The 16,276-nt window shown below is 63.9% G+C and carries 18 protein-coding genes, 1 tRNA gene and 1 riboswitch; of the genes, 9 read left to right on the plus strand and 10 right to left on the minus strand.

The window, feature by feature from the left end:
• Positions 1-138: riboswitch (TPP riboswitch) on the minus strand.
• A 168-nt stretch (positions 139-306) separates the two neighbouring features.
• The 4 genes from ACQCST_RS18935 to ACQCST_RS18950 all read left to right on the plus strand — a co-directional run bounded on the left by ACQCST_RS18935 (position 307) and on the right by ACQCST_RS18950 (position 1,947).
• Positions 307-786, plus strand: coding sequence for an SRPBCC family protein (locus ACQCST_RS18935; protein ID WP_426997299.1), 480 nt, complete (start codon positions 307-309; stop codon positions 784-786).
• Between the two features lie 60 nt (positions 787-846).
• Positions 847-1,107: a DUF4235 domain-containing protein gene (locus ACQCST_RS18940; RefSeq protein WP_426997300.1), complete on the plus strand. Its 261-nt coding sequence runs from the start codon at positions 847-849 to the stop codon at positions 1,105-1,107.
• Between the two features lie 67 nt (positions 1,108-1,174).
• Entirely contained in the window at positions 1,175-1,354 is a 180-nt protein-coding gene (locus ACQCST_RS18945) for a hypothetical protein (protein WP_426997301.1), read from the plus strand.
• A 131-nt stretch (positions 1,355-1,485) separates the two neighbouring features.
• On the plus strand, positions 1,486-1,947 hold the full coding sequence (locus ACQCST_RS18950) for a hypothetical protein (RefSeq protein WP_426997302.1): 462 nt from the start codon (positions 1,486-1,488) through the stop codon (positions 1,945-1,947).
• A gap of 57 nt (positions 1,948-2,004) precedes the next feature.
• Here ACQCST_RS18950 and mnhG read toward each other — a convergent pair whose 3' ends face one another.
• The 6 genes from mnhG to ACQCST_RS18980 are packed head-to-tail and all read right to left on the minus strand — an operon-like array spanning position 2,005 to position 8,472.
• On the minus strand, positions 2,005-2,427 hold the full coding sequence (mnhG, locus tag ACQCST_RS18955; RefSeq protein WP_426997303.1) for a monovalent cation/H(+) antiporter subunit G: 423 nt from the start codon (positions 2,425-2,427) through the stop codon (positions 2,005-2,007).
• Positions 2,417-2,692 carry a monovalent cation/H+ antiporter complex subunit F gene (locus tag ACQCST_RS18960; RefSeq protein WP_426997304.1) on the minus strand — a complete coding sequence of 92 codons (276 nt, stop codon included), beginning with the start codon at positions 2,690-2,692 and terminating at the stop codon, positions 2,417-2,419. The genes mnhG and ACQCST_RS18960 overlap by 11 nt, the downstream gene beginning before the upstream one ends.
• Positions 2,692-3,237, minus strand: a complete 546-nt coding sequence (locus ACQCST_RS18965; protein ID WP_426997305.1) for a Na+/H+ antiporter subunit E — start codon at positions 3,235-3,237, stop codon at positions 2,692-2,694. The genes ACQCST_RS18960 and ACQCST_RS18965 overlap by 1 nt, the downstream gene beginning before the upstream one ends.
• Positions 3,234-4,838: a Na+/H+ antiporter subunit D gene (locus ACQCST_RS18970; RefSeq protein WP_426997306.1), complete on the minus strand. Its 1,605-nt coding sequence runs from the start codon at positions 4,836-4,838 to the stop codon at positions 3,234-3,236. The genes ACQCST_RS18965 and ACQCST_RS18970 overlap by 4 nt, the downstream gene beginning before the upstream one ends.
• On the minus strand, positions 4,835-5,410 hold the full coding sequence (locus ACQCST_RS18975) for a Na(+)/H(+) antiporter subunit C (RefSeq protein ID WP_426997307.1): 576 nt from the start codon (positions 5,408-5,410) through the stop codon (positions 4,835-4,837). The genes ACQCST_RS18970 and ACQCST_RS18975 overlap by 4 nt, the downstream gene beginning before the upstream one ends.
• Positions 5,407-8,472, minus strand: coding sequence for a Na+/H+ antiporter subunit A (locus ACQCST_RS18980; protein ID WP_426997308.1), 3,066 nt, complete (start codon positions 8,470-8,472; stop codon positions 5,407-5,409). The genes ACQCST_RS18975 and ACQCST_RS18980 overlap by 4 nt, the downstream gene beginning before the upstream one ends.
• A 193-nt stretch (positions 8,473-8,665) precedes the next feature.
• Here ACQCST_RS18980 and ACQCST_RS18985 point away from each other — a divergent pair, with 193 nt between their 5' ends.
• From ACQCST_RS18985 to ACQCST_RS18995, 3 genes are all read left to right on the plus strand, one after another.
• Entirely contained in the window at positions 8,666-10,069 is a 1,404-nt protein-coding gene (locus ACQCST_RS18985) for an MFS transporter (protein WP_426997309.1), read from the plus strand.
• 97 nt (positions 10,070-10,166) lie between these two features.
• Positions 10,167-10,649 carry a cation:proton antiporter regulatory subunit gene (locus ACQCST_RS18990; RefSeq protein ID WP_426997310.1) on the plus strand — a complete coding sequence of 161 codons (483 nt, stop codon included), beginning with the start codon at positions 10,167-10,169 and terminating at the stop codon, positions 10,647-10,649.
• Between the two features lie 5 nt (positions 10,650-10,654).
• Positions 10,655-11,839 (plus strand): cation:proton antiporter, encoded by a 1,185-nt coding sequence (locus ACQCST_RS18995; protein ID WP_426997311.1) that lies wholly within the window; start codon positions 10,655-10,657, stop codon positions 11,837-11,839.
• 2 nt (positions 11,840-11,841) lie between these two features.
• Here the strand turns inward: ACQCST_RS18995 and dcd are convergent, their stop codons facing one another.
• Entirely contained in the window at positions 11,842-12,417 is a 576-nt protein-coding gene (gene dcd, locus ACQCST_RS19000; protein ID WP_426997312.1) for a dCTP deaminase, read from the minus strand.
• A 111-nt stretch (positions 12,418-12,528) separates the two neighbouring features.
• On the opposite strand from dcd, the gene ACQCST_RS19005 reads away from it, so the two are divergent.
• Positions 12,529-14,226: a CAP domain-containing protein gene (locus tag ACQCST_RS19005; protein ID WP_426997313.1), complete on the plus strand. Its 1,698-nt coding sequence runs from the start codon at positions 12,529-12,531 to the stop codon at positions 14,224-14,226.
• 20 nt (positions 14,227-14,246) lie between these two features.
• On the opposite strand, the gene ACQCST_RS19010 is transcribed toward ACQCST_RS19005, so the two are convergent.
• Positions 14,247-14,693 carry an SRPBCC family protein gene (locus tag ACQCST_RS19010; protein WP_426997314.1) on the minus strand — a complete coding sequence of 149 codons (447 nt, stop codon included), beginning with the start codon at positions 14,691-14,693 and terminating at the stop codon, positions 14,247-14,249.
• 242 nt (positions 14,694-14,935) lie between these two features.
• Between ACQCST_RS19010 and ACQCST_RS19015 the strand changes: the two genes are divergently transcribed.
• Positions 14,936-15,009 (plus strand) — tRNA-Gly (locus tag ACQCST_RS19015).
• 26 nt (positions 15,010-15,035) lie between these two features.
• Here ACQCST_RS19015 and ACQCST_RS19020 read toward each other — a convergent pair.
• Positions 15,036-15,428: a hypothetical protein gene (locus ACQCST_RS19020; protein ID WP_426997315.1), complete on the minus strand. Its 393-nt coding sequence runs from the start codon at positions 15,426-15,428 to the stop codon at positions 15,036-15,038.
• 155 nt (positions 15,429-15,583) lie between these two features.
• Positions 15,584-16,240 carry a TetR/AcrR family transcriptional regulator gene (locus tag ACQCST_RS19025; RefSeq protein WP_426997316.1) on the minus strand — a complete coding sequence of 219 codons (657 nt, stop codon included), beginning with the start codon at positions 16,238-16,240 and terminating at the stop codon, positions 15,584-15,586.
• Positions 16,241-16,276: the final 36 nt, after the last annotated feature.

Below are 16,276 nucleotides of genomic sequence, written 5' to 3' on the forward strand. Positions count from 1 at the left end.
CGCTTTGAGAACTCGACTCCCTTACGCCGGTACTAGCCGGATCAGGTTCGAGGGTCTGCGGCTGTCCGCACTCTCAGCGCCCACCACGGTTCCTGCATCGCTACAGAGCCCGACGGCGGCGCTCCCCTGTCGTAAATAAATCTGCCCTTGTGGGCGTGATCCAGTTTACACCGCAGGGGCCGGGTTTGGCGGGGCAGGGACGGGGTCTCGCTTTGTGACTTGGGCGGAGCAGGTTTTGGCCGGGGCAGGTTCTTGAAGCAGAACGCGCGGCCCGATACGCTGCTCGAAAAAGATGAAGGAACGCCCATGACAAACCGACGCACCGTAACCGCTGCTCCGGGCGAGCAGACCATCTCCTTTACGCGCGACTTCGAGGCTCCGGCCACACAGGTCTTCGAAGCCCACACTGACGCGGAACTGCTGTCTAAGTGGGTGGGACCGCAAGGCACCGAGCTGACCATGTGCAAGTTCGACCCCACCACCGGCGGCTGCTGGAGCTACGTTATCGCGGGCGGCAGCGGCGAATGGGCCTTCCATGGCTCGTTCCACGAAGTCACCGCACCAAGCCGCATTGTGCAGACTTTTGAATTTGAAGGGGACCCGGGCCACCCGACGCTCGAGACCCTCACTTTTACAGATCTCCCTGACGGACGCAGCCGCATCGATGGCCTGTCCGTCTTCATCTCGGTCGAGGACCGTGACGCCATGCTCGGCGGGATGGACAGCGGCATGGACGAGGACTTTGACCGTCTCGAGGAGCTGCTGGCAGCGCGGTCGCTGGCCTGAGCGGCCAGTCGTGACGCTAGGCTAGGGGCAGCCCTGTTTCCTCCCGCAAGGAGTCCCGGAATGAATCTCTTCATCAAACTGCTTGGCACCGGCGTCAGCATCGGCGCCGGATTCGTCGGCACCAAACTCGTCAACGGTGTCTGGGAAAAGTCCACCGGCAACAAACCGCCCACGGGCAAGAACGACGTCGAAACCAGCCTTCGCTCCGCCCTGACCTTCGCCCTGATTTCGGCTGTGGTCAGCACTCTGATCCAGGTGCTCGCCAACCGCGGTACCCAGCACGCCATCGCACGCTTCGCCAAGACGCAGGACGTCGTCTGACACCTTCACGTCGGTGATCGGGGCTGTGCTCGGATGGCAGGCAACTGACAGGGGCTAGGAGATCGACATGACCGCTTCGAAGACCATCATTTTCATCCACGGCATGTACCTGAACGGCTTGAGCTGGGAGGGGTGGCAGCGTCGCGGTGCCGATCGTGGCTACGGCGGCCAAGCCCCATCATGGCCGTATCATGACGGCGTGCCGGCCTGGCTTCGGGCGAATCCGGACCTGCCCTTGGGGCACTGAGGTTCGGGCAGGTCGTGGACCATTTCAAGGCACTCATCGATCTCCTGCCGGAGCAGCCGGTCATCATGGGCCACTCCATTGGCGGCCTGGTCGTGCAATAACTTGTCAATGACGGCTACGCTGCCGCCGGCGTGGCCGTCTCCCCGGCACCGCCCAGGGGCATCGTCGCCGCGAACCTGCATTTCCTCAGGGCGAACTTCCCCCACATCAACCCGTTCGCAGGAAACAAGCCGGTGATCATGACGCCGAAGCGGTTCCACTACACGTTCTGCAACACCATGAGCCAGGAGGCCGGCGACGAGGCCTTCGGCCGCTACGTCGTTCCGGAAAGCCGGAACGTGCCGCGGAGCACCCTCACCAGCGAAGCCTCCATCGACTTCGCAGTGCCGCACGCGCCACTCCTGCTGATCTCGGCCGACCACGACCATCTGACCCCGCTGCCGTTGATCGAGAAGAACGCGACGGCCTATAAGAAGGCCGGAAATCCCGTCGACTTCAAGAATTTCACAAACCGCTCGCACTTCATCTGCAACCAGCCAGGCTGGGAAGAGGTTGCTGACTTCGCCTTCGACTGGCTCGCAGAGCAACCGTAGCTCGCCTCCGCGATCCGCAGCGCGATCCGCAACCTTTGCGCGTCGCCGCCGGCAGCGTCAGTCCAGCCTGCTGCCGCCGGACGTACCGGCGTCGTCCATCCCTGCATCCGCGGCCTTGGCCGCCTTCTGGACCACGGCCTCCAGCTCATCGGAGCTGAGCAGTTCCCGGTGCAGGTGCTTGGTGCGGTAGCCGGCCCGGCCCACCATGTGCGCGGACACCGGCACGGTGAGCAGCTGGAAGATCCAGGCCACCACCAGCACCGGCCACACCCACCAGCTCCGCATCTGAAGACCGATTGCGGCCAGCAGCAGGAACAGGCCCAGCACCTGGGGTTTGGTGGCGGCGTGCATCCGGCTCATGAGGTCCGGGAAGCGCAGCAGTCCGATTGCCGCGGCCAGCGACATCAGCGCGCCAACCACCATAAAGACGGCCGAAACGGCGTCGATCACGCTGTCCACGGCGAAGGTCTCAGGACTCATTGGCTGGCTCCCGCCGGTCGGCCACAAACCGCGCCACAGTCACCGATCCGATGAACCCGATGATGGACAGGGCCACCAGCAACATGAGGTTGTTCAGGTGCCGGTTCACGGCCATGTCGATGCACAGGGCAGCGCCCAGGATGGCCAGAAGCACGTCGGAGGCCAGCACCCGGTCCAGCAGGGAAGGGCCCCTGGCAATCCTGATGATCGCCCCGGCGGCGGCCAGGGACAGCACCACCGCGGTAACGGTGAGGACAATCTGCATCAAGCGGCGGCCTCCTGTTTCAGTGCCGACAATTCGTCATGGGTGCCCATGATCCGGATCAGTACGGCCTCGGTATCCTGTACTTCCCTGCGGAGCTTCACCACATCGTCACCGTTGCGGACGTTCAGCCCGTGGATGTACAGCGTGGAGGTAGACCTGTCCACGTCCACCACCAGCGACCCCGGGATCAGCGAGATGACGTGCCCGGTGGCCGTCACCATCAGGTCCGAATGGCTCCGCAACGGAACCGCAACGACGGCGTTGGTCACCGTGGGCCCCTGGACCACCGCCAGATACAGCACCTGGAAGCTGGCAGCCGCAACGCGGACCACAAACATCAGCGCAAACGGGACGGCGCGCAGGATGTTGAAGCGCCCGCTCAGTTCCACCGGCGGCAGGTAAAAGACCCTTGCCACCAGTACAGCCAGCACGCCACCGAACAGCAGATTGCCGGGGCTGAAGTCCTGCCACAGGGCACCCCAGACGATCACCAGCCAGATGAGAAGCGGGACTTCCTGCCGGATGGATCTGGGTTTACGGCTCATTTGCCACCAACTGCCTGTGTAGTTGGCGGAACAGAGGCGTCCTCGCCTAGAACGGCCTGGATGTAGGATGTGCGGTCCAGCATGTCCTGGGCGGCGTGCTCGGATAATTTGAAGAGCGGTCCCGCAAAAACAGTCAGGGCAATTCCCACCGCCACCAGTCCCAACGTTGATCCCACCATGGTGCGCGGCAGAAGCGTGACGTTACTCCTCCCTGCCCGGTGTCCGGTGTCCGAATCCTCGGGAGCCGCCAGCAGTACAGGGTCCGGGTGTTCGGCGTCCTCGGGTTTGCGCCAAAAGGCGCGGTTCCAGACGCGGGCCACGGCCAGGAGGGTCAGCAGGCTGGTGACCACGCCACCGATGACCAGCGCGTAGGCCAGCGGTGTGCCCAGTGCGATCCCGGCCTGCATCAGCCCCACCTTGCCCAGGAATCCGGAGAACGGCGGGATGCCGGCCAGGTTCATGGCCGGAACAAAGAACAGCATGGCCAGCAGCGGGGAAAGCTTGGCCAGGCCGGCCAGCCTGTCCACGGATGAACTGCCGCCCCGGCGTTCAATGAGGCCGGTGACCAGGAAGAGGCTGGTCTGGATGGTGATGTGGTGGGCCACATAAAACACGGCCGCGCCGAGCCCGGCCACGGAGGACATTGCCAGTCCGAACACCATGTAGCCGATGTGGCTGACCAGGGTAAAGGACAGGAGACGCTTGATGTCACTTTGGGCCAGCGCGCCAAGAATTCCCACCACCATGGTCAGCAGTGCGGCCACCATCAGCGGCGAATTGAGCGTATCGCCCGGAAAAAGCAGCGTCTCCGTCCGGACCATCGCGTAGACACCCACCTTGGTCAACAGGCCGGCAAACACGGCAGTAACCGGGGCCGGGGCGGTGGGATACGAATCCGGGAGCCAGAAGGACAGCGGGAACACCGCCGCCTTGATGCCGAAGGCCACCAGCAGCATCACGTGCAGGAGCGTCTTGGTGCCCTGGTCCAGGTCTGCCAGCTTGATGGCCAGATCCGCCATGTTCACAGTTCCCGTGGCCCCGTAGATCATGGCGATGGAGATGAGGAAGAGCACCGAGGACACCACAGAGACCACCACGTAGGTGACACCTGCACGGATCCGCGGCCCGGTCCCGCCCAGGGTGATCAGCACGTAACTGGCGGTCAGCAGGATCTCGAACCCCACATACAGGTTGAACAGATCACCGGACAGGAAGGCGTTTGATACCCCGGCCACCAGGATCAGGTAGGTGGGGTGGAAGATCGAGACGGGGGCGTCGCGGTCGCCGTCGGCCATGCCCTGGCCCGTGGCATAAATAAGCACGGCCAGGCTGACTACAGAGGAGACCACCAGCATCAGCGAGGAGAACTGGTCCACCACCAGCACAATCCCCCACGGCGGCAGCCAGCCGGCGATGTTCACCGCCGCTGTGCCTCCGTCCCAGACCGAGGCCAGCAACAGGCACTCCAGCAGCAGCGTGAGCGAGAGCAGTGAGATACTCACGAGCCGCTGCGCCCGGGAATGCCGGATCAGCAGAAAGGTCAGGGCAGCGCCCAGGATGGGAAGTCCGACGGCGAGCGGGGCAAAGCTTGCGATGTTCACTTCACGCCTCCTTCCGGGCCTGGTGTCACGTTTTGGGAGCCGGGTTTCTCTTCCGCGGCCGCATCCTTGGCGGGGATCCGGCGGCCGCCGGCTTTAATGGTGCCACCTGTGTCGACGTCGGTAGTGGTGACACCATGGCCGTCGGTGCCGAGCATCGTCAGCGGAAACTCGGACGTCTCAACGGGAATTTCGGCGTCGTCTTCCGCATCGAAACTTGGCGTCTGCGCCACACGGCGGTCCTCGACGTCGTCCTGGATCTCATCCTGGCGGGCCAGCGCCCACGTGCGGTAGATGATGCCTAACATAAACGCCGTCACGGCGAAGGAGATCACGATTGATGTCAGGATCAGTGCCTGGGGCAGGGGGTCGTTGTAGTCCCGGGGATCCGTGTCTCCTGCAAAGATCGGGGCGAGCCCCGCGTAGCCGCCTGTGGCCAGGATCAGGAGGTTGGTGGCATTCGCCAGCAGCATCAGCCCCAGGAGCACCCGGGTCAGGCTTCGTTCAAGGATCAGGTAGATGCCGCACGCATACAGGGCACCCATCACGGTCAGCAGGGTCAGGTTCACGCTCATGCTTGGCTCTTGGCGGTGGTCCCGGCCGGGACCCCGGCGGGGATACTGTCAGGCTCCTGGTCCTCGGCGGGCCCTGCGGCGTCCTCTTCGAAGTGTTCGTCGATCTCGGCGCCCAGGCTGCGCAGGACATCCAGCACCAGCCCGATTACCACGATGTACACGCCGATGTCGAAAATGGTGGAGGTGACGAACTTGATGTCCCCGAAGACCGGCAGCCACAGCTCGATGATGGCACTCTGGAATATCTGGCCCCCCAGCAGCAGCGGCACTATCCCGGAAGCCGCGGTCGTGGCCAGGCCGACTCCGAGCAGCGTTCCGGCGCTGATGGGTGTTGCCTCCCGGAGTTCGAAGCGTCCGCCGGCCAAATAGCGGAGGGTGAGAGCCAGTCCGGCCGTCAGCCCGCCGGCGAATCCGCCGCCGGGCAGGTTGTGTCCAGCCAGCAGCAGATAGATGGAGAAGATGATCATGGAGTGGAAGATCAGCCGGGTGACGACTTCAAAGATGATGGACCGCCGTTCCGGGGCCATGGTCCGCCCCGCCACCAGCCAGGCGTCGCGGGTGGATGCTGCGAACTTCCGGCTCAGGGCCAGCGCTGCGGCCTCCCGTGAATTGTGGTCGACGCCCGTCCGACGGCCAACGCTGCCCTCCGCCACAGTGGACGACGCCCGGATTCCTTCTCCGCGGCCCCGGACGAAGATCAGGCTCGCCACGCCGGTGGCAGCAAGGGCCAGTACGGAGATTTCACCGAACGTGTCCCAGACCCGGATGTCCACCAGCGTGATGTTGACAATGTTCAGGCCGCCACCGCCTTCGTAGGCCAGCTTGGGGAATTCCAGTGACACCGGCAGCGCTACACGGGCCCCCATGGCGTAAATGGCAACAAAGATCATGGTGACGCCGAACGCCACCCCGATAATCACGCGGATCACCCGGTACTTGCCGCCGGTACGGTCTCGGAGCTCGGCCGGCAGGCTGCGCATAGCCAGGACAAAAGCCACCAGGATGATGGTCTCCACCAGCATCTGGGTCAGCGCCAGGTCCGGAGCACCCTGCAGTGCGAACATCAGGGCAATTCCGTAGCCGGTCACGGAGACCATCAGCACCGCCAGGAACCGCTTGTTCGCGCGGACAGCAGCCAGCGCTCCGATCACGATTCCGGCTGCCGCTACGAGCTGCAGCGGCGAGTTGGGATCAATGAAGTACAGCCCGCCGGGCAGCGGTTTGTTGGCCAGGATCAGGGCAGTCAGGGGAAGCACAAACGCAACGGTGAGGATGACGGCCAGGTAGAAGTAGAGCGAACCACGCTGGGTGCGGCCAGTGACCCAGACGGCCGTGTCATCGAGGGCGCCGATGGCCGCCTGGTACCCGCGGTCAGCATCGATCCAGCCTGGGACCAGGCCCTGGGCCCGGGCCACAAGGTTGCGTCCATAGAACATCGCCAGCCCCAGCGCGAAAGTGACCGCTGTCAGCCCGAGCGCCGGTGTGAAGCCGTGCCACAGCGCAAGGTGGCCGGCCTGCCCAGCGACCGTTCCGACGTCGGGCCCGCCGGCGCCGGGCGTTCCGGATTCAGAGGTTCCGTGCGCAAACAAAGACGCATACGGCTGGATCCATTGGTCCACAGGGGCAGGCCAGACGCCGTAGGCGATGGTCAATACGCTGAGAATTGCCGGGGCCGCCAGGAATGACGGCCGGATGGCCTTGAACGGGGTAGCGTCAACACCCGGTTTGACGGCGAAGGCGCCCCACATGAAGCGGGCACTGTAGGCAAAGGTCAGAATCGAGCCAAGCACAACGCCAACCAGGATAAGCATGCCCCACGGCTGGTTCTGCTCGCTGGTGTCACCGCCGGCGAAGTGGACAAAGGCCTCAAGAACCGATTCCTTGGCTACAAACCCTGCCAGCAGCGGCACACCAGCCATCGAGGCGGCGCCGATGCCCGCCACAACGCCCAGCGCGCGCGAGGATCGGAAGACACCGGATAGCTTGTGGATATCGCGGGTTCCGGAGTGGTGATCGATGATGCCGACCACCAGAAAAAGCGTGGCCTTGAACAGGCCGTGCGCCAGCAGTATCGCGAGGCCGGCCAGGGCCGCATCCGGTGTGCCGAGTCCCACCACCATGGTCAGGAAACCCAGCTGGCTGACAGTGCCGTAGGCGAGGATGAGTTTGATGTCGGTCTGCCGCAGCGCCCGGTAGCCGCCCACCAGCATGGTGGCGAGGCCAAGTCCCAGCACCAGGGGCGGCCAGTACGCGGTGTCCGTGAAGCCTGGTGCCATCCGCGCCACGATGTAGATGCCGGCCTTGACCATGGCCGCGGCGTGCAGATAAGCGCTCACCGGTGTTGGTGCCGCCATGGCGCCCGGGAGCCAGAAATGAAACGGCACCAGCGCCGATTTGGTGATGGCACCGATCAGGATCAGTACGACGGCGGCCGCCACGGCTCCCGCTGTTGGTCCCGTCACCAGTGTGGGTGCCAGCTCCAGGATCGCGGAAATCCGGTAGGTGCCGGCAGTGAAACCGAGAATGATCAGGCCCACCAGCATCGCCAGGCCGCCCGCGGTGGTGACCATAAGGGCCTGAAGGGCAGACCGTCTGGCGGACAACCTGGTACGGGCGTAGCCGATCAGCAGATAGGAAAGAACCGTGGTGAGTTCCCAGAAGACGAACATCAAAAGGAGGTCATCGGCAATGACCAGTCCGAACATGGCACCGGCGAACGCCAGCAGCTGGGCGGCGAAGCCGCCCAGGTAGTCGTCCTTGTCCTTGAAGTAGCGGGCGCAGTAGACCAGAACCAGCGCGCCCACTCCCAGCACCAGCAGCGACATCACCCACGCCAGGGCATCCATCCGGAAGGCAAACTCAAGTTTGAGGGCCGGGACCCACGGAATGATTTCTGCCGTGGATCCTGCCGCTGAATACACCGCACTGTGCTGCAGAAGCAACCAGACGAACGATCCGCCCGGCACAGCGGCCAGGGCGAAGAACGAATTGCGGCCGAATCGCCTGAACAGAAACGGCGCCACAGCAGCCACCGCAAAGTGCACGGCAAGGACTGTAATCACTGGTGTCTCCCCAACGTCAGGAATTCGATTGTCAAAAAGTTGGAGCAGGCGGTCATAAGTTAGGTTCGGTGCGGACAGTTTATCAAGGGCCCACCGACAGTTTTCGCGCATTCACCGGGAGTTACGGGAAAATTCCCGGCAGTCCGGGAAGCATCTCCCCTCAGCGTTCGCCACGGCCGGATAGCATTCACCTATGAACTCCGCCACGGCTCCTGAGGCCATGCACCCCCGGTCAGAACTCGAAACCGGGAACCAGGTCACCGACAAGGGACGCGTGCTTGCCTGGGCCGCGTGGGACTGGGGATCCGCGGCCTTCAACGCGGTGATGACCACGTTCGTTTTCACTGTGTACCTGACGTCTAACGCGTTCGGCGGCGAGGACCAGGCATCCGCAGTCCTCGGCGGTGCGCTTGCCATTGCGGGCGTGGCCATTGCCCTGCTGGCACCCGTCACAGGTCAGAGGTCGGACACCGGCGGCCGCCGCAAGCTGTGGCTGGGCGTCAACACGGCCGCCGTCGCGGTTTTGACCGCACTGTGTTTCTTTGTGTTTCCGCGGCCGGAGTTCCTGCTGCTGGGCGTCTCACTGATCGCCCTGGGGAATGTGTTTTTTGAGTTCGCCGGCGTCAATTACAACGCTATGTTGGCGCAGATCTCAACACCGAAGAACATCGGCAAGGTCAGCGGTTTCGGCTGGGGAATGGGTTATCTCGGTGGAATTGTTGCGCTGCTGATCGTGCTGCAGCTGTTTGTCCAGCCCAGCTTTGACTGGTTCGGGGCCTCCACCGAAAACAGCCTCAACATCCGTCTGGTGGCGGTCTTCTCGGCCCTGTGGTTCTTCATCTTTGCCCTGCCCGTGCTGTTTGCCGTCCCCGAGCTGCCCAAGCCGCAGCGGGGCGCAAAGCTGGGGTTCCTGGCCTCCTACGGCCTGCTGGTGCGCCGGATCAAGGCCATCTACAAAACCAGCCCGCACACCATCTACTTCCTGCTGGCCAGCGCCATCTTCCGTGACGGGCTGGCGGCAGTGTTCACCTTCGGCGGGATCATCGCCGCCGGAACCTTCGGATTCGAGCTCAAGGAAGTCATTTTCTTCGCGATCTTCGGCAATGTGGTTGCAGCAGTGGGTGCCATGATCGGCGGGTTCCTGGACGACCGCATCGGACCCAAGTCGGTCATCATCGGCTCGCTGGTGGGGCTCCTGGTCGCCGGAACCGCGATTCTGGTCCTGGGCAACAGCGACTACGTCTTCTTCGGCGCGGCGTGGGCCGGTGGCACCACGTTCTGGGTGTTCGGATTGTTCCTGAGCCTGTTTGTGGGTCCCGCCCAGTCCTCCTCCCGCGCTTACCTGGCACGTCTGGCCCCGCATGGCGAATCCGGCGAGCTGTTCGGGCTCTACGCCACCACGGGCAGGGCCGTCAGCTTCCTGGCTCCGGCCCTGTTCACCCTGTGCATCACGGTAGCCACCCCGCTGGTTGCCGCGGGGGAAGCCCAGCGCTGGGGCATTCTGGGCATCATGGTGGTCCTGCTGGCCGGACTCCTGGTGATCCTCCCCGTCAAGCCGCCGGGCCGGACCGAAATCGCCGTGGTTCCCGAGTCCTAGGAACCTGCCCCCAAACCAGAGCGCGAACGAACACTTGCGGGCCCGAAAACGGCGAAATCGGGGCACCAAGCGTCCGTTCGCGGACTAGGCTGGTGCCATGAACGTGGATGAAACAGATCTCCCGGGCTTCGGCAGGCGCAAGGACTTCATGACCGCCTCAGGACGCCGGATCGGTGTGGTGGAGTTGCGTGAAGGCCAGACTGAACTGATCGTGTCCACCTGGGATGATCCTGACACCTGTCAGGCGTCCATCCCGCTCACCGGCGATGAAGCTGCCACCCTGGGTAATCTGCTGGGGGCACAGCACCTCGCCATGAAACTGACCGAAGCCCACAAGGAAGTTCCGGGGATCGTCACCAGGCAGTTTTCCATCGCGCCCGACTCCCCGTTCCAGAACCAGCCCATGGGCAAAGCGTGCATCCGCACCCGAAGCGGCGTTTCCATCGTGGCGATCATGCGCGAAGGCGAGGTACTCCCGTCCCCGGGCCCCGACGTCGTGCTTCACACGAGCGATTTGCTCGTTGCGGTCGGAACGCAAGAGGGACTCGATTCCGCGGCTGATATTCTGCGCAACGGCTAACGGCTGTGGACCCGCTGGCCCTGACCCTCATAGAGCTGGGGGCCGTTGTGTTCTGCCTCGGCCTGCTGGCCCGGCTGGCCGCACGGATCGGCATGTCCCCCATCCCCCTATACCTGGTCGGCGGCCTCACGTTCGGCGCGGGCGGGGTGGTGAAACTTGAAGGTATGCACGAGTTCGCACATCTCTCCGGTGAGATCGGTGTAATCCTCCTCCTTCTTATGCTCGGATTGGAATATACCGCGTCCGAACTGGTCACCGGACTGCGCCGCTCGTGGCAGGCAGGTGTGCTGGACTTTGTGCTCAACTTCATGCCGGGGGCAGGCCTGGCGGTGCTGCTTGGCTGGGGGCTGGTGGGCGCCATGGTGATGGGCGGCGTCACCTACATCTCCTCATCCGGAATAGTTGCCAAGGTCATCACGGACCTGGGCCGGATCGGAAACCGCGAGACTCCGGTGGTGCTTTCCATCCTGGTGTTTGAAGACCTCGCCATGGCCGTGTATCTACCCATCCTCACTGCCACGCTGGCCGGCGTCAGTTTCCTGGGTGGACTCCAGACGGTGGGAATTTCCCTTGCCGTGGTCACGGCGGTGCTGGTGGTCGCCCTGCGGCACGGGCACCACGTATCCAAGGCTGTACACAGCGAAAATTCCGAGGTCTTCCTGCTCAACCTGCTGGGGGCGGCCCTCCTGGTGGCAGGCCTGGCGGCAGCCCTTCAGGTATCTGCGGCAGTGGGAGCGTTCATGCTGGGCATCGCGATTTCCGGCGCGACGGCCCACAACGCCACCCGCATACTCGAGCCCCTCCGGGATCTCTTCGCTGCGATTTTCTTCGTAGCGTTCGGGCTCAACACAGATCCCGCCTCGATCCCCCCTGTGCTGGGGTGGGCGCTCATTCTGGCCACAGTAACGGCCGCGACCAAGATGGTCACCGGCATCTGGGCGGCAAAACGTGCTGGCATTGCCCTGCCGGGCCGCTTCCGTGCCGGCGCCGCGCTGATTGCCCGCGGCGAGTTTTCCATCGTTATTGCCGGCCTGGCTGTGGCATCCGGCGTGGTGCCGGATGAACTCGCCGCACTGGCTACGGCGTACGTGTTGATCATGGCGATCGTTGGACCGCTGGCAGCACGCTATGTGGAGCCGCTGGTCAAGCTGGTCCGGCGCTCGTCCAAACCGGTACCCGCGCGCGCCTGAACCTAGATTTCGGTGCGGTGGAAGTTCAGGTGGCTGCGGCTGGCTGTGGGCCCGCGCTGGCCCTGATAGCGGTTGCCGTACTGGCCCGAGCCGTAAGGGTGCTCGGCGGCCGAGGTCAAACGGAAGAAGCAGAGCTGGCCGATCTTCATGCCCGGCCACAATTTAATGGGCAGAGTAGCCATGTTGGACAGTTCCAGCGTGACGTGACCGGAAAATCCGGGGTCGATGAAACCGGCGGTGGAATGGGTCAGCAGACCCAGGCGCCCCAGCGAGGACTTACCCTCCAGCCGGGCCGCGACGTCGTCGGGCAAAGTGACGGTCTCATAGGTGGAGCCGAGCACAAACTCGCCCGGGTGCAGAATAAACGGCTCACCGGACTCCACCTCAACCAGCCGTGTCAGATCAGGCTGATCCTCGGCGGGGTCGATGTGGGCGTACTTATGGTTGTCGAAGAGACGGAAAAAACGGTCAATCCGGACGTCCACCGAGGACGGCTGGACCATCGCGGGATCGTAGGGTTCAAGAACAATCCGTTGGGAGTCTATTTCGGCACGAATATCGCGGTCAGAGATCAGCACGCCTCCAAAAATACCGCATGCATTGTTGACGCCGTGCCGGGGCGCTAATGTTGCCCTCAGTATGTCGGCCGCCAATGCACCGAAAGCGGCCTCTATAGAGCTGGGGATGCAGTGGGAAAATTCGCGGCGCCTGCCGTAGTGGCGATGATCTGCGCCCTTGCGCTGGCGTCGCCTGCGGCAAGCCATTTTCCGGTGGCACCTCTCGTGAGCACTGGCCCGTCAGCGTCGTCCCCGCTCCCCGCCGAAACATCCCGCGTTGCCTTGGGACCGGCGCGGGCCGTGAACGACAGCGGCGGCACTACCACCGCAGCCCAGAAACCCGGGGAGGCACTCGCCCCCGCCGTGGACCCGTTGATCCGACAGGCCGCACCGGCGGCCGGGACCTCCACACCCGCGCTGGCCCCTCCGGAGCCCGCATCCATCCCGCCGCTTGCTGCCTCCGACGCTGATCTTGCGGCGGCGGCCACTGCGCCGGCGCCGGCAAAGGAGCCTGCACCGCAGCAGTCCACCACCACGGAATCAAGGGCACTGACGCCGGAGGCCCTGGTTCCGGACAGCAACTCCTCACAGGTCAACGCGGTATTCAACGCCGTCAACAGCTACCGGGCCTCACTGGGGCTGGCGGTCGTGAAGTACCACGCCACCGTTGCGGGGATGGCACAGGAGTGGTCCAACAGCATCGCCTCCCGTGAGGTGATTGAACACCGCGCAAATTTCTGGACTGATCCCAGGGCCCTGAACCCCAACAACGGAGCCGGCGAAGTGATCGCAGTCCGTTGGGACCGCGATGCCGCACAGCTGGTGGAGTGGTGGAAGGGGTCAGCCGCCCACAATGCCATCCTGACGGACCCGCGCTTAAACGTGATCGGCATCGGCATTACGTTCACGGACGGCAACTGGCAGACCACCCCCAACCGGTACACCATGTGGGGCGTGGTGGACTTCTTCGGCTACACCACCCTCCCTTCCGGCACCACCACCAGCCCCGGAGGCAGCACGGAACTCCCGCCGCCGGCCGCCAGCCTCTGCGATCCAGTCACCAAGCACATGCCGCCCACGGTGAATCTGAGCGCGGCGGCCATCAAGAGTGCCGGGGATCTGGTCTCCGTTGATTCCAGCGGTCTGGTGACCAACCGTCCCTCCCTGGGCAACCGTTCCTTCGGGCCGCCCCAGACAATCGGCTCCGGATTCGGGTTGGCCAAGGAACTCTTCATCACGGATTGGGAACGCGATGGCGTCTTTGACCTGCTGACCCAGTGGGCTGACGGCCGCCTGACGCTGCACCCTGGACTAGCCGGCGGTGGCTTCGGCACGATGCTGACGCTTGGCCAGTCCGGTTGGGACTCCATGACGCTTGCCGTAGGGGGCTGGTGTGCCAACAACCGTATGCCGCAGATCATTGCGAAGGACACATCAGGCAACCTTTGGCTGTACCCGAACCTGGGCACAGGTGATCTGACCCAGCGGGCATTGAGCGCTTCTGGCGTCGCTGCTACGCGGCTCAGCATGGTGGATTTCGATGCCGACGGCTTCCAGGATCTACTGGCCCGCCAAAGCGACGGCAATGTCCTGCTGTACCGCGGTGCAGGCACAATGGCTCCACGGACCGAAACGAGGAAGGTGGTGGCCAACGGATGGTCTGACGTGACTGCCATCCGTCCCCTGCGGGACGTTACCGGGCTCAACTCCACCGGTGTGGCACTGCGCCGGGCCAATGACACAGTGCAGTACTGGGACCTTGGCAGCGGAGCACTCGCCTCGCCGTCGGACATCACCGGAAGCTGGTCCAACCAGAGGCTCGCCCAGTAAGGGAAGCCAGGAGTGGAAGCTCAGTCCGATCGCGGCTGACCCTCGAGAACAAGCTTGAGCTTCTCAAGCTGCGCCACTTCTGCCTTCATGGTCTGCTGGATCATATTGTTCATGAGGTTCATCAGGCCTTTCGGCTGATATTCCAGGGCAAACCGCACGCGGGTGGCGTGGCCTTCGGTGCTGAGATAGTAGCCGCCGTGCGGCCGGGCGGGTCCGGCAATCACCTGGAATTGGATCTCGGCGCCGGGCCGGGCCCTCGTGATCTCGAAGTCCCCGGCAATCGGACGGCCGCCCGGTCCTGTGAGCGTCTGCTGGTAGACGGCGCCCTGGGAATCGGTGACCCCTTGCCGCAGACTGATACTGCGGATTCCGTCGCGCCATCGCGGCAGATTGAGACCGTCCAGGAGGAACGCGTAGACGGTCATCGCATCACGCTGGATGAGAACTTCGTGTTCTGCAAATGCCATCCGGGATTCCTTTTTCGACGTCGACCACCTGATGTAGCCCGTTCCCCTGACACTGCAGCTAACTGGTTCAGAATAGTCAGCGAACCACGCCGGGCATAGCAACCTGCCGCGCCTTTACCGAACAGTTACGGGAGGTGACTGTATTTGGGCTGCAAGCCGGTCCGCCACGCTGCATGGGTGTGACTGGCTGGGCGCCGCAACTGCGCTAAGCTTGGATCTGCCCGGAGAGATCAGGGCGAAATGCGGCTGTAGCTCAATGGTAGAGCGCTAGCTTCCCAAGCTTGATACGCGGGTCCGATTCCCGTCAGCCGCTCCAGCATTCCCACTGCACAGCAGCAAGGCCTATTTACGCTGCGTGCGTTCGGCCGGGCCCCGCTCTGCACGGCTTGCCAGGCTCTTCTTGATCGCATCCAGCCTCGATGTCTCGCGCTTGCGGTAGCCGCTTGCCCGCGTTGACGGCAGCAGACGCCCTATCCCCTTCGGCGTAAATTCGGCGCGGACAGTCAGCCGCGTGCTGTCTGCGACCGGATAAACGGTGTACGAGTACCGGATGGACTCACGGCGGGTCTCCAGCTTTTCCGTCCAGGATCTGTTGGGTACGCACTCCACAAATTCGGGGGCCAGCCGCTTCTGGCCGGGTAGCTCGTAGTGGTACTTGGGACCCACGCAGTATGCGTAGACCTCGGACCGGTCACGCGGAATCATGATGGTGTTTTCAAAAACGATTGTTCGCATGCCTGCATTCCCGTTAGTGCCACGGGGCCGCCTGTCGCAAGGCCCACAGCGTCATTTTCACATCTGGATGCATCCGGGCACAATGGCCTGCCCCTGGAGAAGCCAACGCCGGCCGGCCGCCACGGCGAAGACCTTCTGCCTCTCCACCGCGCCATTCAGGCCAGAAGCGCCGCCGCCAGCGCGCTGCCCACGAACACGCCTAAGTCCTGCGGGGTCCAGCCGCGTTTGAGCACCAGGTTTTCATAGAGTTCAGGGGCCGTGTACGCCCACATCACATCGGCGGCCTTTTCAGCCGTCAGTCCGGGGGCAAGGATTCCTCGGGCCAGCAGCGTGGCGGCGTTGTGCAGCATGCGCCGGTACCGGGATGATTCTACTTCGTCCAGCAACAGCGCCATGTCCTTATCCCCGGCGGCGGCTGCATCTCTTATCAGCCCCTGCACCGGCCCGGCTTCCGGTGCGACTTCGGCTACCAGCGCCCCGAGCCGCAGCACCAGCACGCGCGGGTCTGGCTCTTCCTCCTGGACAGCATCTGACCGTTGTTCTGCGGGACTCGCCCCGCTGCCCAGCAGGCTGCGTTCGTATATTGCGCGCACCAGTCCCGGCTTCCCGCCAAATTTCTTATAAAGGGTCTCGGCCGAAACGCCGGCCTCCGCCGCGATGGCCACCACCGTCGTCGCGCCGTAGCCGCCGGCCAGAAACAGAACGCGGGCAGCATCCAGAATGCGGTCCCGGTTCCGGCCCGCCCGCTCACGCCGGCCGGAGGCGTCGTATCCCCGCGGACTGCTGACTGCGCCGTTGACTGTTTTCCCCACTGCGCGTAAGCTCCTTATTAGATACAGTTAACTGTA

The sequence above is a fragment of the Pseudarthrobacter sp. N5 genome, from assembly GCF_050157035.1.
Classification (GTDB): Bacteria; Actinomycetota; Actinomycetes; order Actinomycetales; family Micrococcaceae; genus Arthrobacter.